Raw genomic sequence first — 15,226 nt, 5'->3', positions numbered from 1 at the left:
GGGCGCCTAAGCGCGGGTGCTGCACAGGCGAATCGGCAGGGGGGGGCCCGCACCGGAACGTTCCGGTGCGGGCCCCTCGGCGTACCGCTTCTAGCGTTGCTGACCGGCCATGACCGTGACGAGGCCGACCACCACGAGCAGCGAGCCGCCCCAGGTCCACAGCGAGGTCCGCTCGTGCAGCACGGTCGCCCCGGCCAGCACGATCAGCAGGTAGCCGAGCGCGTTGAAGGGGTACGCGACGGAGAGCGGCACCTTGGCCAGCGTCGTCATCCAGGCGAGCGCGGACACCGCGAAGACCAGCAGCCCGAGCACGACCCACGGGCTGCCCGCGGCCCGCAGGGCGACGGAACCGCCGTCGCGCCCGGCGGCGGCCGCGGCGCCCTTCATCCCGTGCTTGAGCATGATCTGGCCGCCCGCCGAGGAGAACACGGCGAACAGGAGCAGCAGCACACTGGGGAGGGTCAAGGACTTGCTCCTGACTGCGGGGGCGGGGGGTTCGGGCGCCCGGGCGGGCGCGGGTCCGGGGCGCGGCGCCTCAGACACCGACCCGGTCGGCGGGGACGTACTGTCGGTTGAGGATGTCCTGTACATCGACGTGCTCTCCAGCGATGATCGTCTCGGCCGCGTGCGGGGTGAGCAGGGCGACGTGCTGATAGCCGAACAGCGTCGGCCGGACGCGGGTCAGCAGCCTCGACGCCCCGCCGAGCACGGCGGCGAGCGGGCCCCGGCCGAGCAGCGACCAGAACGGCGCGCCGGTCGAGGAGAGTTCGAGGACGTCGTAGCCGGCGGCGCGCACGGTCCGGCGCAGGCTGGCCCGGGTGAAGAAGCGCAGGTGCGTCTCGTCGAGGATGCCCCGGCGGTCGTAGTCGAAGGCGCCGACGGCGACCCGCAGCCGCGAGTACCAGTGGCTGAAGTTGGGGACGGACAGCAGCATCCGTCCGCCCGGCCGCAGCACGCCGGCCGCCTCGGCGAGGACGCGTTCGGGGCGGGACAGGTGCTCGATGACGTCACCGGCCACCACGTAGTCGAAGCCGGTCCCGGCCTCGGCGGGCAGCCCCTCCTCCAGGTTGGCGAGGTGGAAGTGGCTGCACCGCTCGCGGACGCCGGGCACCTCCACGTAGTCGACGCCGGTCACCTCGTGGCCCAGGGACTCCAGCCGCTCGGCGAACAGCCCGCCGGAACAGCCCAGGTCCAGTACGCGGCCGGGCGGCAGCGCGCGCATCTTCTCCAGGATGACCGCGTGCGAGGAGCCGTCGCCCTCCTTGAAGGCGTACTCGACGGGCTTGGGGATCCACCGGCAGGTCCCGAACCCCTTGACGGCGAGCCGGTATTCGAGGACGTCCTTGACGACGTCCTTGGCGTACTTCATGCCGTTGACGTAGCAGATCTCGTCGCCGTAGTACGTGGGGACGGGGATCTCCTTGATCCGCATGCCCGCGTTCAGCAGCTGCACGATGATCTGGGTGTCGAAGTCGAAGGCGTCGGTGTTCCGGTCGATGGGCAGCCGCTTGAGGGCCGCGACGCTGTACGCGCGGTAGCCGGAGTGGAATTCGGTGAGGTCCGAGCCCAGCAGGCCGTTCTCCAGCCGGGTGAGGATGCGGTTGCCGAGCCACTTGTACATCGGCATGCCGCCCTTCAGCGCGCTGCCGGACGTCATCATCCGGGACCCGAACACGGCTTCGCACTCGCCGCGTTCGATGGGTGCGACCATCTCGGGGAGCAGCTCGGGGGCGTACTGCCCGTCGCCGTGCAGCAGCACGATGATGTCGAGACCGTGCTCGGCGGCCAGCGCGTATCCGGCCTTCTGGTTGCCGCCGTAGCCGAGGTTCTTGGTGTGCCGCATCACGACGGTACGGGGCATGCCCTCGGCCTGCGACCAGCGGCAGCCCGCCGTGAAGGTGGCGTCGTGACTCGCGTCGTCGAGGATGAGGATCTCGTCGATCCGCGACCGGAAGTCCTCAGGGATCCGGTCGAGGGTCTTCTCCAGCGTTGTCTCCGCGTTGTACGCGACCACCAGGATGCCGATCCTGGGGCTCGGGCTTTCCTTCACGGGGCGTTCTCCAGTTGCGCTCGGGGTGCGGTGCCGGGGTCGGGGACAGGGGCGTTGCGGGATCAGTCGACGGTGGAGCAGGAGCGGTGTTCCGTACGGGGTGCGGAGATCGCCGGCGCCCGCTCGGCGGGAAGGGGGTCCGGGGGTGTGGCGAGGATGCGGCGTGCGCCGGTGAACAGGCCCGCCGCCAGGACGAACCAGCCGGCGGCGCCCAGGTACAGCACGGGCTCGCTCCAGCGCACGGCGGACCGCCCGCTGTAGCCGAGGACGGCGACCAGGCCGACGACCGCGCTGTACGCGAACCCCTCGACCGGGCCGAGCACGAACATCCCGGCTGCGGCCCAGGTCAGGTACTGGAGTCCGGACGCGGTGGACAGGAGCAGCAGCAGCCCCAGCGTGACGGCGACGACCCCGGGGGCCTGGGCGGGCCGCAGCCAGGCGAGCCGGGCGCCCGCGGCCACGCACGCGAGGACGAAGAGGAAGTGGCCGCCGCCCTGCATGAAGGCGATGACCGGCTCGGGCAGGCCGAGGACGTCCGCGAAGCGCACGAGCCCCCACAGCCGGTAGCTGCCGCCCGCGTACTCCAGGACGTTGTGCACCAGGTCCATGGGCACGGTCAGCAGCGCCGGCCCCCACACGAGCGCGGTGACGCCCGCGAACCCGGCGCCGAAGCGGACCAGGACCGGCCGCCCGCCGCGCAGCGCGGTCACGAAGAGGGCCGGGATCACCACGACCGGGATGAATTTGACGCTGATCGAGAGGGCCGCGGCGACGCCCGCCGCGAGCGGCGCCTTCCGGTCGGCCAGGAGGTGGGCGGCGGCCAGCGCGAAGGCGACGGCGACGGCGTCCGTGTTGCCGTGGTAGCCGGAGGTCGCGATGAGCACCGGGCTGGCGGCGACCCCGATTCCGCAGAGCATCGCGGTGCGCGGGGCGGCGCGGCGGCGGACGATCTCGAACACGAGGACCGCGCAGGCGAAGTCGGCGGCCGACGCGGGGACGCGGATCAGCGTGGCGAAGGAGAAGCCGAGTTCGGTGAGGCGGTCGAGGCCCAGCAGCATCCACCCGGCCAGCGGCGGGTGGTTGTAGACGGGGAGACCGGGAAGCGGGTGCGCGTAGACGCGGACGGGGCCGTACCCGGTGATGGCCTTGGCGAACCCCGCGAAGATCCGCACATCGGCGGGGCCGGGTGAGTTGGCCGCGATGATCATGCGGGTGAGGAGGCCCGCGGTCGCCGCGACGAGCACGGCGGTCCTGGCCCGCCGCACGTCCGTTTCGCCCCACATTCGGATACCCATGAAAGCAGAACGTAGCAAGGCGGCGACGCTATGCGACGCAGCGAATCGTCACCGTGGCGTAAACAGCGGCTCCGGAAACGCCGATGCCCGGCCGGTTCGGACCGGCCGGGCATCGTGGCTCCGTCAGGGGCGACTACAGCATGCGGTCGACCACGCGGGCGGTGGCCCGGCCGTCGTCCAGGTCGCAGAAGTCGTGCCGGAACTGCTCGTACGCCTTGGCGTGTCCGGCGATCGCCCGCTCGGGGTCCTTGAGCGCGGCGATCAGGTCGTCGGAGCCCGGGATCAGGGGCCCGGGCGCCCGCTTCTCGAAGTCGAAGCTGAACCCGCGCAGCGTGTCGCGGTAGTGCTCCAGGTCGTACGTGTGGAAGAGCATCGGCCGCCCGGTCTGGGCGAAGTCGAACATCAGCGAGGAGTAGTCGGTGACCAGGGCGTCGCTGATGAGCATGAGCTCGCCGACGTCCGGGTAGCGCGAGACGTCCTTGACGAAGCCCGTACCGCTGTCCGGGAGCCGGTCGGTGACCATGTAGTGGCGGCGCACCAGGAGCACGGTGTCCTCGCCGAGTTCGCGTTCGGCGGCGGCCAGGTCGAGCTGGAGGCCCAGCGAGTAGCGCCCGCCGCCCAGGCGCTGGTCCTCGCGCCACGTCGGTGCGTACAGGACGACGCGCTTGCCGGCCGGGATGCCCAGCTTCTCCCGTACCGCGGTGGCGACCTTGGCGCGGTCCGGGGCGTGGAAGATGTCATTGCGCGGGTAGCCGCACTCCAGCACCTCGCCCTCGAAGCCGAACGAACGGCGCAGGACGGGCGTGGAGAACGTGTTGGGCGAGACCAGGAAGTTCCACTGCTTGGCCCGCTCGGCGAGGGTCGCGATGTACCCGGCGTTCGCCTGGGCGGTGCCCGCGAGTTCGAGGCCGATGCGCTTGAGCGGGGTGCCGTGCCAGGTCTGGACGACGGTCTGGTCCTCACGGCGCACGAACCACTCGGGCAGCTGCGTGTTGGTGATGACGTAGCGGCTGCGGGCCAGCGCCTCGTGCCAGGCGGCCGAGCCGTGCTCGACGGCGGTGGTGCCCTCGGGGACGATCGCCTGCTGGTCGCGGACGACCCAGATGTGCTCCACCTCGGTGCCCCGGCGCACCAGCTCCTCGTAGACGGCGCGCGGCGAGTCCGAGTACTGGCGGCCGTCGAAGGTGCTGTACAGCGCGGCGGCGCGCAGCGGCTCGGAGCGCTGTGCCGCGTACGCCTCGCTCAGCAGTCGCTTGGCGCGCGGGCCGCGCTCGGCGGCGGTGAGCACGGAGCCGGAGACCACGAGGAGCTGGTCGCCGAAGCGGCGCTCCAGGGTGTAGTCGCGGCCGCCGAGCCGGCGGGTGGCGGGCAGGGTGTGGAAGGCGGAGGCGGGGAGCCGCAGCGCGCGGTCGCCGCTCTCGTCGGTGGCGCCCTTGTCCCGGAAGAAGAAGTACCAGTTGCCCTCGCCGAGCGGCACGGCGCCGCCCGGTCCCGCCACGGCGTCCGGCCGCAGCTCGGCGCGGAAGCGGCGGGCGCTCTCGGGTCCGGTGAACTCGACCGGGAAGATCTGCTCCTCGCGGTGGGCGCTGTTCTGCACGACCAGCTCGACCGGGTGCTCCGGGTCCTCGGGGAAGGTGCCCTCCAGGAACAGCCGGCCGTCGTCCGTCCAGCTGGCCAGCTCGACGGCGGGCTGCACGGGGCGGTCGCTGATCACCAGGTTGCCGCGCGAGCTGGCGACCAGGGCCAGCTCGCGGCGCACTCCGTCCGGCCCGTCGGCGAGCGGGTAGCGGCCGGGGTGGACCGAGCCGGGCGCGTCGAGCGACGCCTTCAGGCCCTTGCCGACGAGATGGACGCTGTACGCGACGCTCTTCGGGGCGTCCTCGCCGGCGGGGCGGGACTCCTCGACCGCGGCGACCGGCAGCTCGGCGGTGAAGCGGTTCCAGCCGGCTCCGGCGCCGGAGCCCACGGTGACGGGGACCTGGTAGGTGGTCTTGGTGGCGCCGTGCGTCAGGACCAGCGTCAGCTCGTCCTTGACGAGGCGGGCGCGGACCACACCGGTCACCTTGACGGTGCCGGGCCGGTCACCGGGCCCGTGGGTCTCGAAGCGGGCGTCGACGCGCTCGGAGTGCAGCACCAGCTTGTCGCCCTCGAAGGCGGGGACGATGCGGTGGTCGCCGTCGGGGCGGTGGACGGGCGGCGCGACGGACGCCTCGCGGACCGAGGGGAAGGCGCGGCGCAGCAGGCCGCCCCGGGCGATGCCGACCTGGAACTGGAAGGTGAGCGACTTGGGGCCGTTGTCCGCCTGGACGCGCAGCTTGGAGGCGTCGACGGAGGTCTCGAAGCCGGCGCGGTGGTAGTCGTGCAGGCTCTGCCGCGAGCGGGCGGTGGCCTCGGGCTCGTCGGTGCGGCGCAGCCGGAGCGGGACGACATGGCGCCGGCCGGCGCGCAGCCAGCCGATCCGGAACTCACTGGCCCCGGAGGTGACCGGCAGGTTGCGGATGTACGCGTAGCCGCTGAGGTGCAGCTTGCCGTCGCGCCACTGGGCGTCGCGCAGCCGGGCGGCGAGCGGCAGGTCGCGGTCGGCGACGCGCGCCACGGGCGCGGGCACGGGCCGGGTGAGCACGGGGTAGTGGGCCACGCGCTTGCGCATGCCGCTGACCTCGAACGCGCCGGGCTCGCGCTTCTCCTGGAGGAGCAGCGCGAGCAGTTCGTCCATGCGGTGCTCGCGTACCAGGTACCACATCACGCGCAGGCGCAGCGGCAGCCCGTCGAGCACCGAGGGGTCGACCTGGTCGATGAACTTGTTGGTGTACGTCAGGAACGCGTCCCGGTACTCCTGGTCGCCGTCCGGCAGGACCTCCATGAAGTACCAGAGGTCGTTGGCCAGGGCGTGGGCCTCGTAGTGGTTCTTGTCGGCGGGGGTGCGCTTCTCCGCCAGGAACTCGGAGACGCCCTGGACGTGCGCGACGCGGTCGTGGATGCCTCGGACGACGGCCCGGCTGGTGGTGATGGAGCCGGGGCGGTCGCGCCAGTAGTAGACGGCGTCCTTGACGATGTCGACCGAGTCGGCCAGGAAGTGGGCGGGCAGCACGACGGGGATGTCCTCGTACAGCGCGCCGACCGGGAAGGCGAACTCGTGCTTGTCCCAGAACGAGCGGCGGAAGACCTTGTTGCAGGCGATGCGGTCGCCGAGGAGGTCCAGGTCGCGCGAGACGTGGGTGCGCTTGCGCGTGGTGGCCATGGGCTTGCGGAACATCGGCGACTGCACCAGCTTGCCGCCGGCGCGCAGCCGCAGGACGTTGCCGGACGCCAGGTCCGAGCCGGTCTCCTCCAGCGATTCGACCAGGAGCTCGTAGGCGTGGGGCGGGATGATGTCGTCGCTGTCGCAGAAGGCCAGGTAACGGCTCTCCGGGTGGGCGTTGCGGAAGCCGGTGTTACGGGCGTGCCCCAGTCCGCCGTTCTTCTGCCTGACCAGCTTGAAGCGGTCGTCGCTCGCGGCGAACTCGGCGGCCAGCGCGGCGCTGCCGTCGGTGGACCCGTCGTCGACCATCACCACCTCGAGGTCGGTCATGGTCTGCTCCGCGAGGGACTTCAGACAGTCCGTCAGGAAGAGTTCCACGTTGTAGACGGGGACAACGACACTGAGCCGTGGCGGCATGTTGAGCACGTCCGTTCATCAAGGGCCTGGCTATCCGTAGGGCTCAACCGCAGGGGCGGTCGGGGGTCACCGGTTACGGTCCCGAACGAGTGACTACGCCTGCACCGTGCTCGCCCCGTGCACATGCTCCGGAAGGCCCGGTGGGCGGCCCGCCCACCAGATTAACCGATCGAAGGGTGACCCCTACAAGCACGCTGGCACACCCCTGCGGGCCGTCATCCTGCGGGGTCCGCGTCGTGTGTGAGCGCCGCCACGGCGGAGGCCGCGAGGTCGTCCAGATACCCCGGGGGCAGGTCGCCCCGGACCACCGCGAGCCGCCAGTAGAGCGGGCCGACGATCAGGTCGAGGGCCCGGTCGGGGTCGCTACCGGGCGGCAGCTCGCCGCGCGCGACGGCGTCCCGGACGACCACGGCGGCGACGCCCTGCTGCGGGTCGAGCAGGGCGGCCTTGATGGCGTCGGAGATCTCCGGGTTCCGGGCGGCCTCGACCAGCAGGTCCGGGATGACCTGGGAGGCCAGCGGGTGGCGCAGGGCGTACGCGGCCAGTTCGAGCACGGCGCGCACGTCCCCGTACAGGGAGCCGGTGGCGGGGGCGGGCATGCCCTGCGCGGCGACGGCCGAGACCAGGTCCAGGACCAGGTGCAGCTTGGACTTCCAGCGCCGGTAGACGGCGGTCTTGCCGACGCCGGCCCGGCGGGCGATGCCCTCGATGGACATCCGGGCGAACCCGACCGCGGCGAGCTCCGCGAACACCGCGCTGCGGATGGCGTCGGTCACGTCCTCGCGCAGGACGGCGGCTCCCGCCGGGGCTCGGCGGCGGCTTCCGGGGTCGGTGGTCATGACCGAATCATAGTCCGCGACGACGAAACGGTTGCGTTCCGACGCGGGTACGTCCTACCCTCGGCGTTGCGACGATACGGTCCCGTCCCGTCGCCGGGCGCGTCTTCCCCGCCCGCACGCCGTGCCCCCGCCTGCCCGCCTCCCGTCGAAAGCGATCGTGGTGAGCCAGACAACAGCCCCGGCCCCGGTGGACAGCCCGCCGCCCCTCTCCCCGCCCGTGTACGGCTCCGGCGAGCTCGCCGCGCTCGCCGCCCGGCACGGACTGACCGTGAGCGGTGCGCGGCCCTCGCTGCCCGCGTACGTACGGCAGCTGTGGGGGCGGCGGCACTTCATCACGGCCTTCGCCACGGCCAAGCTCACCGCCCAGTACAGCCAGGCGAAGCTGGGCCAGGTCTGGCAGATCATGACCCCGCTGCTCAACGCGACGGTCTACTACTTCATCTTCGGCATCCTGATGAAGACGAAGCACGGCGTGCCGGACTTTGTGCCGTTCCTGGTCACGGGCGTCTTCATCTGGACCTTCACCAGCTCCTCGATCACCGCCGGCACCCGCGCGATCAGCGGCAACATCGGCCTCGTACGGGCGCTGCACTTCCCGCGCGCCTCGCTGCCCATCGCGCTCGCCCTGCAACAGCTCCAGCAGCTGCTGTTCTCGCTGGGGGCGCTGGTCCTGATCCTGCTGGCCTTCGGGCAGTACCCGCAGCCGGCCTGGCTGCTCGCGGTGCCGGCCCTGGCCCTCCAGGCCGTCTTCAACACCGGCATCTCGATGGCCATGGCCCGCCTCGCCGCGCGCACCCCGGACATCGCCCAGCTCACCCCCTTCGTACTCCGCACCTGGATGTACGCCTCGGGCGTGATGTGGAGCATGGACACGATGCTGCGCGGCGACCGGGTGCCGGACTGGGTGAAGCTGGCGCTCGAACTGAACCCGGCGGCCGTCTTCATCGACCTGGTGAGGTTCGCGCTCATCGACAGCTTCGGCGCGGACCAGCTCCCCCCGCACGTCTGGGCGGTCGCCGCCGGCTGGGCGCTGGTGTGCGGCGCGGGCGGCTTCGTCTACTTCTGGAAGGCCGAGGAGAGTTACGGACGTGGCTGATTCCCGGATGCCCACCGTCGTCGTGGACGACGTCCACATCACGTACAAGGTCAACGGCGCCCGCACCGGCCGGGGCAGCGCCACCTCCGCGCTGAGCCGGATCACCTCGCGCCGGCAGGCCCCGGGCGTGCGCGAGGTGCACGCCGTCAGGGGCGTCAGCTTCGCCGCGTACAAGGGGGAGGCGATCGGGCTGATCGGCTCCAACGGCTCGGGGAAGTCCACCCTGCTGAAGGCCATCGCAGGCCTGCTCCCCGCCGCCCGGGGCCGCATCCACACCCACGGCCAGCCCTCGCTGCTCGGCGTCAACGCCGCGCTGATGAGCGACCTGACCGGCGAGCGCAACGTGGTGCTCGGCGGCCTCGCGATGGGCATGACGCGCGCGGAGATCCGCGAGCGCTACGACGAGATCGTGGACTTCTCCGGCATCAACGAGAAGGGTGACTTCATCACCCTGCCGATGCGCACGTACTCCTCCGGCATGGGCGCCCGCCTCCGCTTCTCGATCGCCGCCGCGAAGAACCACGACGTCCTGCTGATCGACGAGGCCCTCTCCACCGGCGACGCCCGCTTCCAACAGCGCAGCAAGGCCCGCATCCTCGAACTGCGCGAGCAGGCAGGCACGGTGTTCCTGGTGAGCCACCACAACAGGTCGATCACCGAAACCTGCGACCGGGCGCTCTGGCTGGAGGCCGGAACGCTCCGCATGGACGGCCCGGCGAAGGAAGTCATGGCCGAGTACGAAAAGTTCACGAAGAAGCGATAGCCCTCAATCGCCGGGCAGGCCCGGTCGGGCCCGCCCGGCCGCACCCAGCCCGTCCGGCGTCTGAGGGCATCTTCGCAACCGTCCGACGCCCGAGGACACAACCAAGCCCGTCCGGCGATTGAGGACGCCCGAACAGCACGTTCAAGCCCGTCCGGCGATCGAGGACGCCCGAACAGCACGTTCAAGCCCGTCCGGCGATTGAGGACAAGGGCCGGGCGGCCACGGAAACACCCGCAGCCGCCCACCTCACCGGCAGCGCACCCCGAACGCGGCGCAGCCCACCCGCGGCGCAGCCTAGACGTGCGTACGCAACAGCGTCCGCATCGTCCGCATGGCCACCGAGAGATTCGCCAGATCAAACGCGTCCGACCCCTGGATCTCCTCCAGCGTCGACCGCGACCGGGCCAGAATCGCCGCGTTCTTCTCCTCCCACGCCTCGAACCGCTCCTGCGGCGACGACGACCCGTTGCCCACACTCAGCACGTCGGCCGTCAGCGCCGCATGCGCGGCGTACAGGTCCTCGCGGATGGATGCCCGCGCCATGGACTGCCACCGGTCCGCCCGCGGCAGCTCGATGATCCGGTCCATCAGCTGCGTGATCCCCAGCCGGTCCGCGAGGTCGTAGTACACCTCCGCGACGGCCAGCGGCTCCTTGTCCGTACGGTCCGCGATCGCCACGATGTCGAGCGCGGGGAAGACGGAGGAGAAGCCGGCGACGCGCTGCGCCAGCTCGTCGGGGACGCCCGCCTCGGTCAGCTCGTCCAGGATGCCCTGGTACCACTCCTGGTCGGCGCCCTTCAGCATCTTCGGCAGCGCCGCCCAGACCTGCTCGACGCCCTCGCGGAAGAAGTCGACCGTCTCGGAGATCGCCAGCGGCTGCGGCCGGTTGCCCAGCAGCCAGCGCGAGCCGCGCTCGACCAGCCGCCGCGAGTGCAGCCGCACCCGCGTCTGGACGTCGGCGGCGACCTCGTTGTCGAGGGCTTCCACCGCGTCCCAGACCCCACTGAGTCCGAAGATCTCGCGGGCCGCGAACTGCGCCCGCACGATCTCCTCGATGGAGGCCCCGGTCTCCTCCCGCAGCCGGTGCAGGAAGGTCGAACCACCACTGTTGACCGTGTCGTTGACCAGCACCGTGGTGATGATCTCGCGCCGCAGGGCGTGTCCGTCGACGGCCTCGGGGTAGCGCGTGCGCAGCTGCTCCGGGAAGTAGGCGTGCAGCAGCTTCTGGAGGTGCGGGTCGTCCGGCAGGCTGGTCCCGATCAGCTCCTGCGCCGCCGTGATCTTCGTGTAGGCGAGCAGCACGGCCAGCTCGGGCTGCGTCAGCCCCTTGCCGGCGTTCAGCAGCTCGCGGATCTGCCGGTCGTTGGGCAGGAACTCCAGCGCCCGGTCGAGGTGGCCGTCGCGCCCCAGCCGCCGCATGAAGCGCTGCTGCGCGTGGAGCAGCGAGGGCGCCTGGGCGATCGAGTTGGCCAGGGCCGTGTTCTGCGCGTAGTTGTTGCGCAGCACGAGGTGGCCGATCTCGTCGGTCATCTCGGCGAGCAGCTTGTTGCGCTGCTTGACGGTCATGTCGCCGTCCCGCACCAGGCCGTTGAGCAGGATCTTGATGTTGACCTCGTGGTCGGAGGTGTCCACCCCGGCGCTGTTGTCGATCGCGTCGGTGTTGATCCGGCCGCCGTCCCGGGCGAACTCGATCCGGCCGAGCTGGGTGGCACCGAGGTTGCCGCCCTCGCCGACGACCTTCGCGCGCAGGTCGGCGCCGTTGACGCGGATCGCGTCGTTGCCCTTGTCGCCGACGTCCGCGTTCGACTCGGCGGTGGACTTGATGTACGTGCCGATGCCGCCGTTCCAGACGAGGTCGACGGGGGCCTTGAGGACGGCCTGCATCAGCTCGGCGGGCGTCATCTTGCTGATCCCGGGCTCGATCCCCAGCGCCTCGCGCACATGGGCGTTGACCGGGATGGACTTGGCACTGCGCGGGTGGACGCCGCCGCCCGCGGAGATCAGGCCCTTGTCGTAGTCGGCCCAGGAGCTGCGCGGCAGGTCGAAGAGGCGGCGCCGCTCGGCGTAGGAGGTGGCCGCGTCCGGGTTCGGGTCGATGAAGATGTGCCGGTGGTCAAACGCGGCGATGAGCCTGATGTGCTCGGAGAGCAGCATGCCGTTGCCGAAGACGTCACCGGACATGTCGCCGACGCCGACGACGGTGAAGTCCTCGGTCTGGGTGTCGTGGCCGAGCTCGCGGAAGTGCCGCTTGACGGACTCCCAGGCGCCCCGGGCGGTGATGCCCATGCCCTTGTGGTCGTAACCGGCCGAACCGCCGGAGGCGAACGCGTCCCCGAGCCAGAAGCCGTACGCGACCGCGACCTCGTTGGCGATGTCGGAGAACTTCGCGGTGCCCTTGTCCGCCGCGACGACCAGGTATGTGTCGTCCTCGTCGTGCCGGACGACGTCCTTGGGCGGGACGACCTCGCCGGCCACCATGTTGTCGGTGATGTCGAGGAGCGCCGAGATGAAGGTGCGGTACGCGGCGATGCCCTCGGCCATCCAGGCGTCCCGGTCGGACGGGTCGGGCAGCTGCTTGGCGACGAACCCGCCCTTCGCACCGACCGGCACGATGACGGTGTTCTTCACCATCTGCGCCTTGACCAGGCCCAGGATCTCCGTACGGAAGTCCTCGCGCCGGTCCGACCAGCGCAGGCCGCCGCGGGCGACCTTGCCGAAGCGCAGGTGGACGCCCTCCACCCGCGGCGAGTAGACCCAGATCTCGAACGCCGGGCGCGGCGCGGGCAGGTCCGGGATGGACTGCGGGTCGAACTTCATCGAGACGTACGCGTGCGGCTCGCCGTCGTCCGCGTGCTGGAAGAAGTTGGTGCGCAGGGTGGCCTTGATGACGGTGAGGAAGGAGCGCAGGATGCGGTCCTCGTCGAGCGAGGCGACCTGGTCGAGGGCCCCGTCGAGCTCTTCGAGGAGCCCGTCGGTCAGCTCGGTGCCCGCGCTCTGGCGGCCCGGCGACATCCGGGCCTCGAAGAGCGAGACGAGCAGCCGGGTGGTGTGGACGTTGTTCTGGAGGGTGGACTCCATGTAGTCCTGGCTGAACGTGGAACCGGCCTGGCGCAGGTACTTCGCGTAGGCGCGCAGCACCATGGCCTGCCGCCAGTCGAGCCCGGCGCTCAGCACCAGTGCGTTGAAGCCGTCGTTCTCCGCCTCGCCGGTCCAGACGGCGGCGAAGGCGTCCTGGAACCGCTCGCGCGCGCCGTCGGCCAGGTAGCCGCCGCCGGCGGCGGCCTGCGGCATGCGCAGCCCGAAGTCGTAGATCCAGGCGTGCGTACGGTCCGCGCAGCGCAGCTCGTACGGGCGCTCGTCCACGACCTCGACGCCGAGCCGCTGGAGGGCGGGCAGCACGGCGGACAGCGAGACCTGCTCACCGGTGCGGTAGATCTTGAAGCGCCGCTCGCCGGGGGCGGCGCCGACGGGCTCGTACAGGCTGAGGGAGAAGCTCCGCTCGTTCTCCTTGAGCGCTTCGAGGTGGACGAGGTCGGCGACGGCGGCGCGCGCCGAGTGGTCGGCCTTGTAGCCCTCGGGGAAGGAGTGCCCGTACTGGCGGAGCAGTTCGGCTGCGCGCTCCTCGCCGCACTCGGCGTTGAGCGCCTCCTGGAAGCCGTCGGCCCAGGAGCGGGCGGCCTCGACCAGGCGGGACTCGATGCGGTCGGCCTCGGCGTCGGTGAGGCTGGGCAGCTCACTGCCGGGCGCGACGCGGACGACGAAGTGCAGCCGGGAGAGGATCGACTCGGTGTTCCAGGCCGTGAAGTCGACGCTGGTGCCGTTCAGCTCCTCCTTGAGGATGTCGATCAGCCGCAGCCGCACACCGGTGGTGTAGCGGTCGCGCGGCAGGTAGACGATCGCGGAGTAGTAGCGGCCGTACTCGTCCTGGCGCAGGTAGAGGCGCAGCCGGCGCCGCTCCTGGAGGTAGAGCACCGAGGTGACGACCGAGCGCAGCTGGTCGACGGGCGTCTGGAACAGCTCGTCGCGGGGGTAGGTCTCCAGGATCTGGAGCAGGTCGCGGCCGTCGTGGCTGTTGGGCGTGAACCCGGCGCCCTCCAGCACCTCGGCGACTTTGCGGCGGATGACGGGGACCCGGCGCACGGACTCGGTGTAGGCGGCGGACGAGAAGAGGCCGAGGAAGCGGCGCTCGCCGATGACGTTGCCTTCGGCGTCGAACTTCTTCACGCCGACGTAGTCGAGGTAGCTGGGGCGGTGCACGGTCGCCCGGCTGTTGGCCTTGGTCAGGACGAGGAGCTTGTGCTCGCGGGCCTTGGCACGGGCGTCGGCGGGCAGCCGGTCGAAGGACGGGCTGACGGGGTGCGCCTCGTCCTCGGTGTGGTGCGGGTCGGAGCGCAGGATGCCGAGTCCGGTGCCGGGGACGGCGGCCAGCGCGTCGGAGTCCTTCAGCTCGTACTCGCGGTAGCCGAGGAAGGTGAAGTGGTCGGCGGCGAGCCAGCGCAGCAGCTCCCTGGCCTCGTTGATCTCGTCGTCGGCGAGGTCGTCCAGCGGTTCGCCGGGCAGGTCGTCGGCGATACGGAGCGCCGCGCTCCGCATCTTGTCCCAGTCCTCGACGGTCTCCCGTACGTCGGACAGGACGCGCAGCAGGTCCACCTGGATCTGCTTGAGGTCGGCGCGGTCGGTCTCGCGGTCGATCTCGACGTGGATCCAGGACTCGACCAGCGCGTCGTGCGGCAGGCCCGCCTTGGCGTCCTTGGGCCCCTTGCCGCCGTTCCGGCGGGTGCCGTCGGTCAGGACCTCGACCAGCTTGCCGGTCACATCCCGGCGGACGACGACCTGCGGGTGGATCACGACGTGGATGCCGCGGCCCTGGCGGGAGAGCTCGTTCGTGACGGAGTCGACCAGGAACGGCATGTCGTCGGTCACGACCTCGACCACGGAGTGGCTGCACGTCCAGCCGTTCTCCTCGACGGTCGGGGTGTGCACCCGGACGTTCGCCTTGCCCTGGGGTCGCTCCTCGGCCAGCCGGTAGTGGGAGGAGGCGGCACCGAAGAGGTCGATCGGGTCCCGGCCCACGATGTCCTCGGGGGCGGTGTGCAGGTAGTAGCGCTGGAGGTAGGAGAGCAGGACGTCCTCGCGAGGGTGCTCCTGCCCGGCCCCCGAGCCGTCGGCCCCGGCGGCCGCGACGTGCACCCGGGGGGCACCGCCCGGCCCGCCGACACCACCGCCCGGGCTGTTGTCAGCTACCTTGGCGGCCCGTGCGAGCAGCTCGGCCTTGGCTTCGTCCAGCTTGGTCTGCATGTCCTCTGGCTCCTGTCGCGCGCCGTTGCGTGACGTAGGTGAAAAGGTCGGCGTAGCGCCACGACGCCGGGTTTCCGGTCGAGGTCGACGCTATGCCGCGGTGAGAGACCGCCGGGACGGTATCGGCCATTTCCAGCGGCCGGTCCGGGCGGGAGGGATCAGCCGAGGCAGCCCGGGCACGGTGGCGCTCCGGGCGCGGGCCGGGGGCTTCGCTGCCCCCGAGGCAT

General features: G+C 71.3%; 8 protein-coding genes. 2 read left to right on the top strand and 6 right to left on the bottom strand.

The features are described 5' to 3' along the window. Positions 1-90 precede the first annotated feature (90 nt). The 5 genes from ABZ565_RS33275 to ABZ565_RS33255 all read right to left on the bottom strand — a co-directional run bounded on the left by ABZ565_RS33275 (position 91) and on the right by ABZ565_RS33255 (position 7,842). Positions 91-465, bottom strand: a complete 375-nt coding sequence (locus ABZ565_RS33275; RefSeq protein ID WP_361035414.1) for a hypothetical protein — start codon at positions 463-465, stop codon at positions 91-93. A 70-nt stretch (positions 466-535) separates the two neighbouring features. Continuing rightward, entirely contained in the window at positions 536-2,050 is a 1,515-nt protein-coding gene (locus ABZ565_RS33270) for a bifunctional glycosyltransferase/class I SAM-dependent methyltransferase (RefSeq protein WP_361035411.1), read from the bottom strand. Positions 2,051-2,112: 62 nt separating this feature from the next. Next, positions 2,113-3,345 (bottom strand): glycosyltransferase family 39 protein, encoded by a 1,233-nt coding sequence (locus ABZ565_RS33265; protein ID WP_361035408.1) that lies wholly within the window; start codon positions 3,343-3,345, stop codon positions 2,113-2,115. Between the two features lie 133 nt (positions 3,346-3,478). After that, the gene (locus ABZ565_RS33260; RefSeq protein ID WP_361035405.1) at positions 3,479-7,012 is read right to left on the bottom strand and encodes a CDP-glycerol glycerophosphotransferase family protein; all 3,534 of its coding nucleotides are present in this window, start codon (positions 7,010-7,012) and stop codon (positions 3,479-3,481) included. A 206-nt stretch (positions 7,013-7,218) separates the two neighbouring features. Beyond that, positions 7,219-7,842 carry a TetR/AcrR family transcriptional regulator gene (locus ABZ565_RS33255; RefSeq protein WP_361035402.1) on the bottom strand — a complete coding sequence of 208 codons (624 nt, stop codon included), beginning with the start codon at positions 7,840-7,842 and terminating at the stop codon, positions 7,219-7,221. Between the two features lie 187 nt (positions 7,843-8,029). Between ABZ565_RS33255 and ABZ565_RS33250 the strand changes: the two genes are divergently transcribed. Both ABZ565_RS33250 and ABZ565_RS33245 read left to right on the top strand, forming a co-directional pair. Next, on the top strand, positions 8,030-8,938 hold the full coding sequence (locus ABZ565_RS33250; protein WP_361035426.1) for an ABC transporter permease: 909 nt from the start codon (positions 8,030-8,032) through the stop codon (positions 8,936-8,938). Between the two features lie 7 nt (positions 8,939-8,945). Then, positions 8,946-9,701, top strand: a complete 756-nt coding sequence (locus tag ABZ565_RS33245; protein ID WP_361035423.1) for an ABC transporter ATP-binding protein — start codon at positions 8,946-8,948, stop codon at positions 9,699-9,701. 294 nt (positions 9,702-9,995) lie between these two features. Here the strand turns inward: ABZ565_RS33245 and ABZ565_RS33240 are convergent, their stop codons facing one another. Continuing rightward, entirely contained in the window at positions 9,996-14,999 is a 5,004-nt protein-coding gene (locus tag ABZ565_RS33240) for an NAD-glutamate dehydrogenase (RefSeq protein ID WP_361035399.1), read from the bottom strand. Between the last annotated feature and the right edge of the window lie 227 nt (positions 15,000-15,226).

Origin of the sequence: Streptomyces sp. NPDC016469, from assembly GCF_040632905.1 — a bacterium.
GTDB lineage: Bacteria > Actinomycetota > Actinomycetes > Streptomycetales > Streptomycetaceae > Streptomyces.
Note: the sequence above shows the minus strand (reverse complement) of the source record. Positions and strands in the feature narration are given on the sequence as shown.

What these genes read in the sequence shown, in the direction of transcription:
- ABZ565_RS33265 (WP_361035408.1), bottom strand. Translation starts at nt 3,345, where the DNA reads ATGGGTATCCGAATGTGGGGCGAAACGGACGTGCGGCGGGCCAGGACC.
- ABZ565_RS33255 (WP_361035402.1), bottom strand. Translation starts at nt 7,842, where the DNA reads ATGACCACCGACCCCGGAAGCCGCCGCCGAGCCCCGGCGGGAGCCGCC.
- ABZ565_RS33245 (WP_361035423.1), top strand. Translation starts at nt 8,946, where the DNA reads ATGCCCACCGTCGTCGTGGACGACGTCCACATCACGTACAAGGTCAAC.
- ABZ565_RS33240 (WP_361035399.1), bottom strand. Translation starts at nt 14,999, where the DNA reads ATGCAGACCAAGCTGGACGAAGCCAAGGCCGAGCTGCTCGCACGGGCC.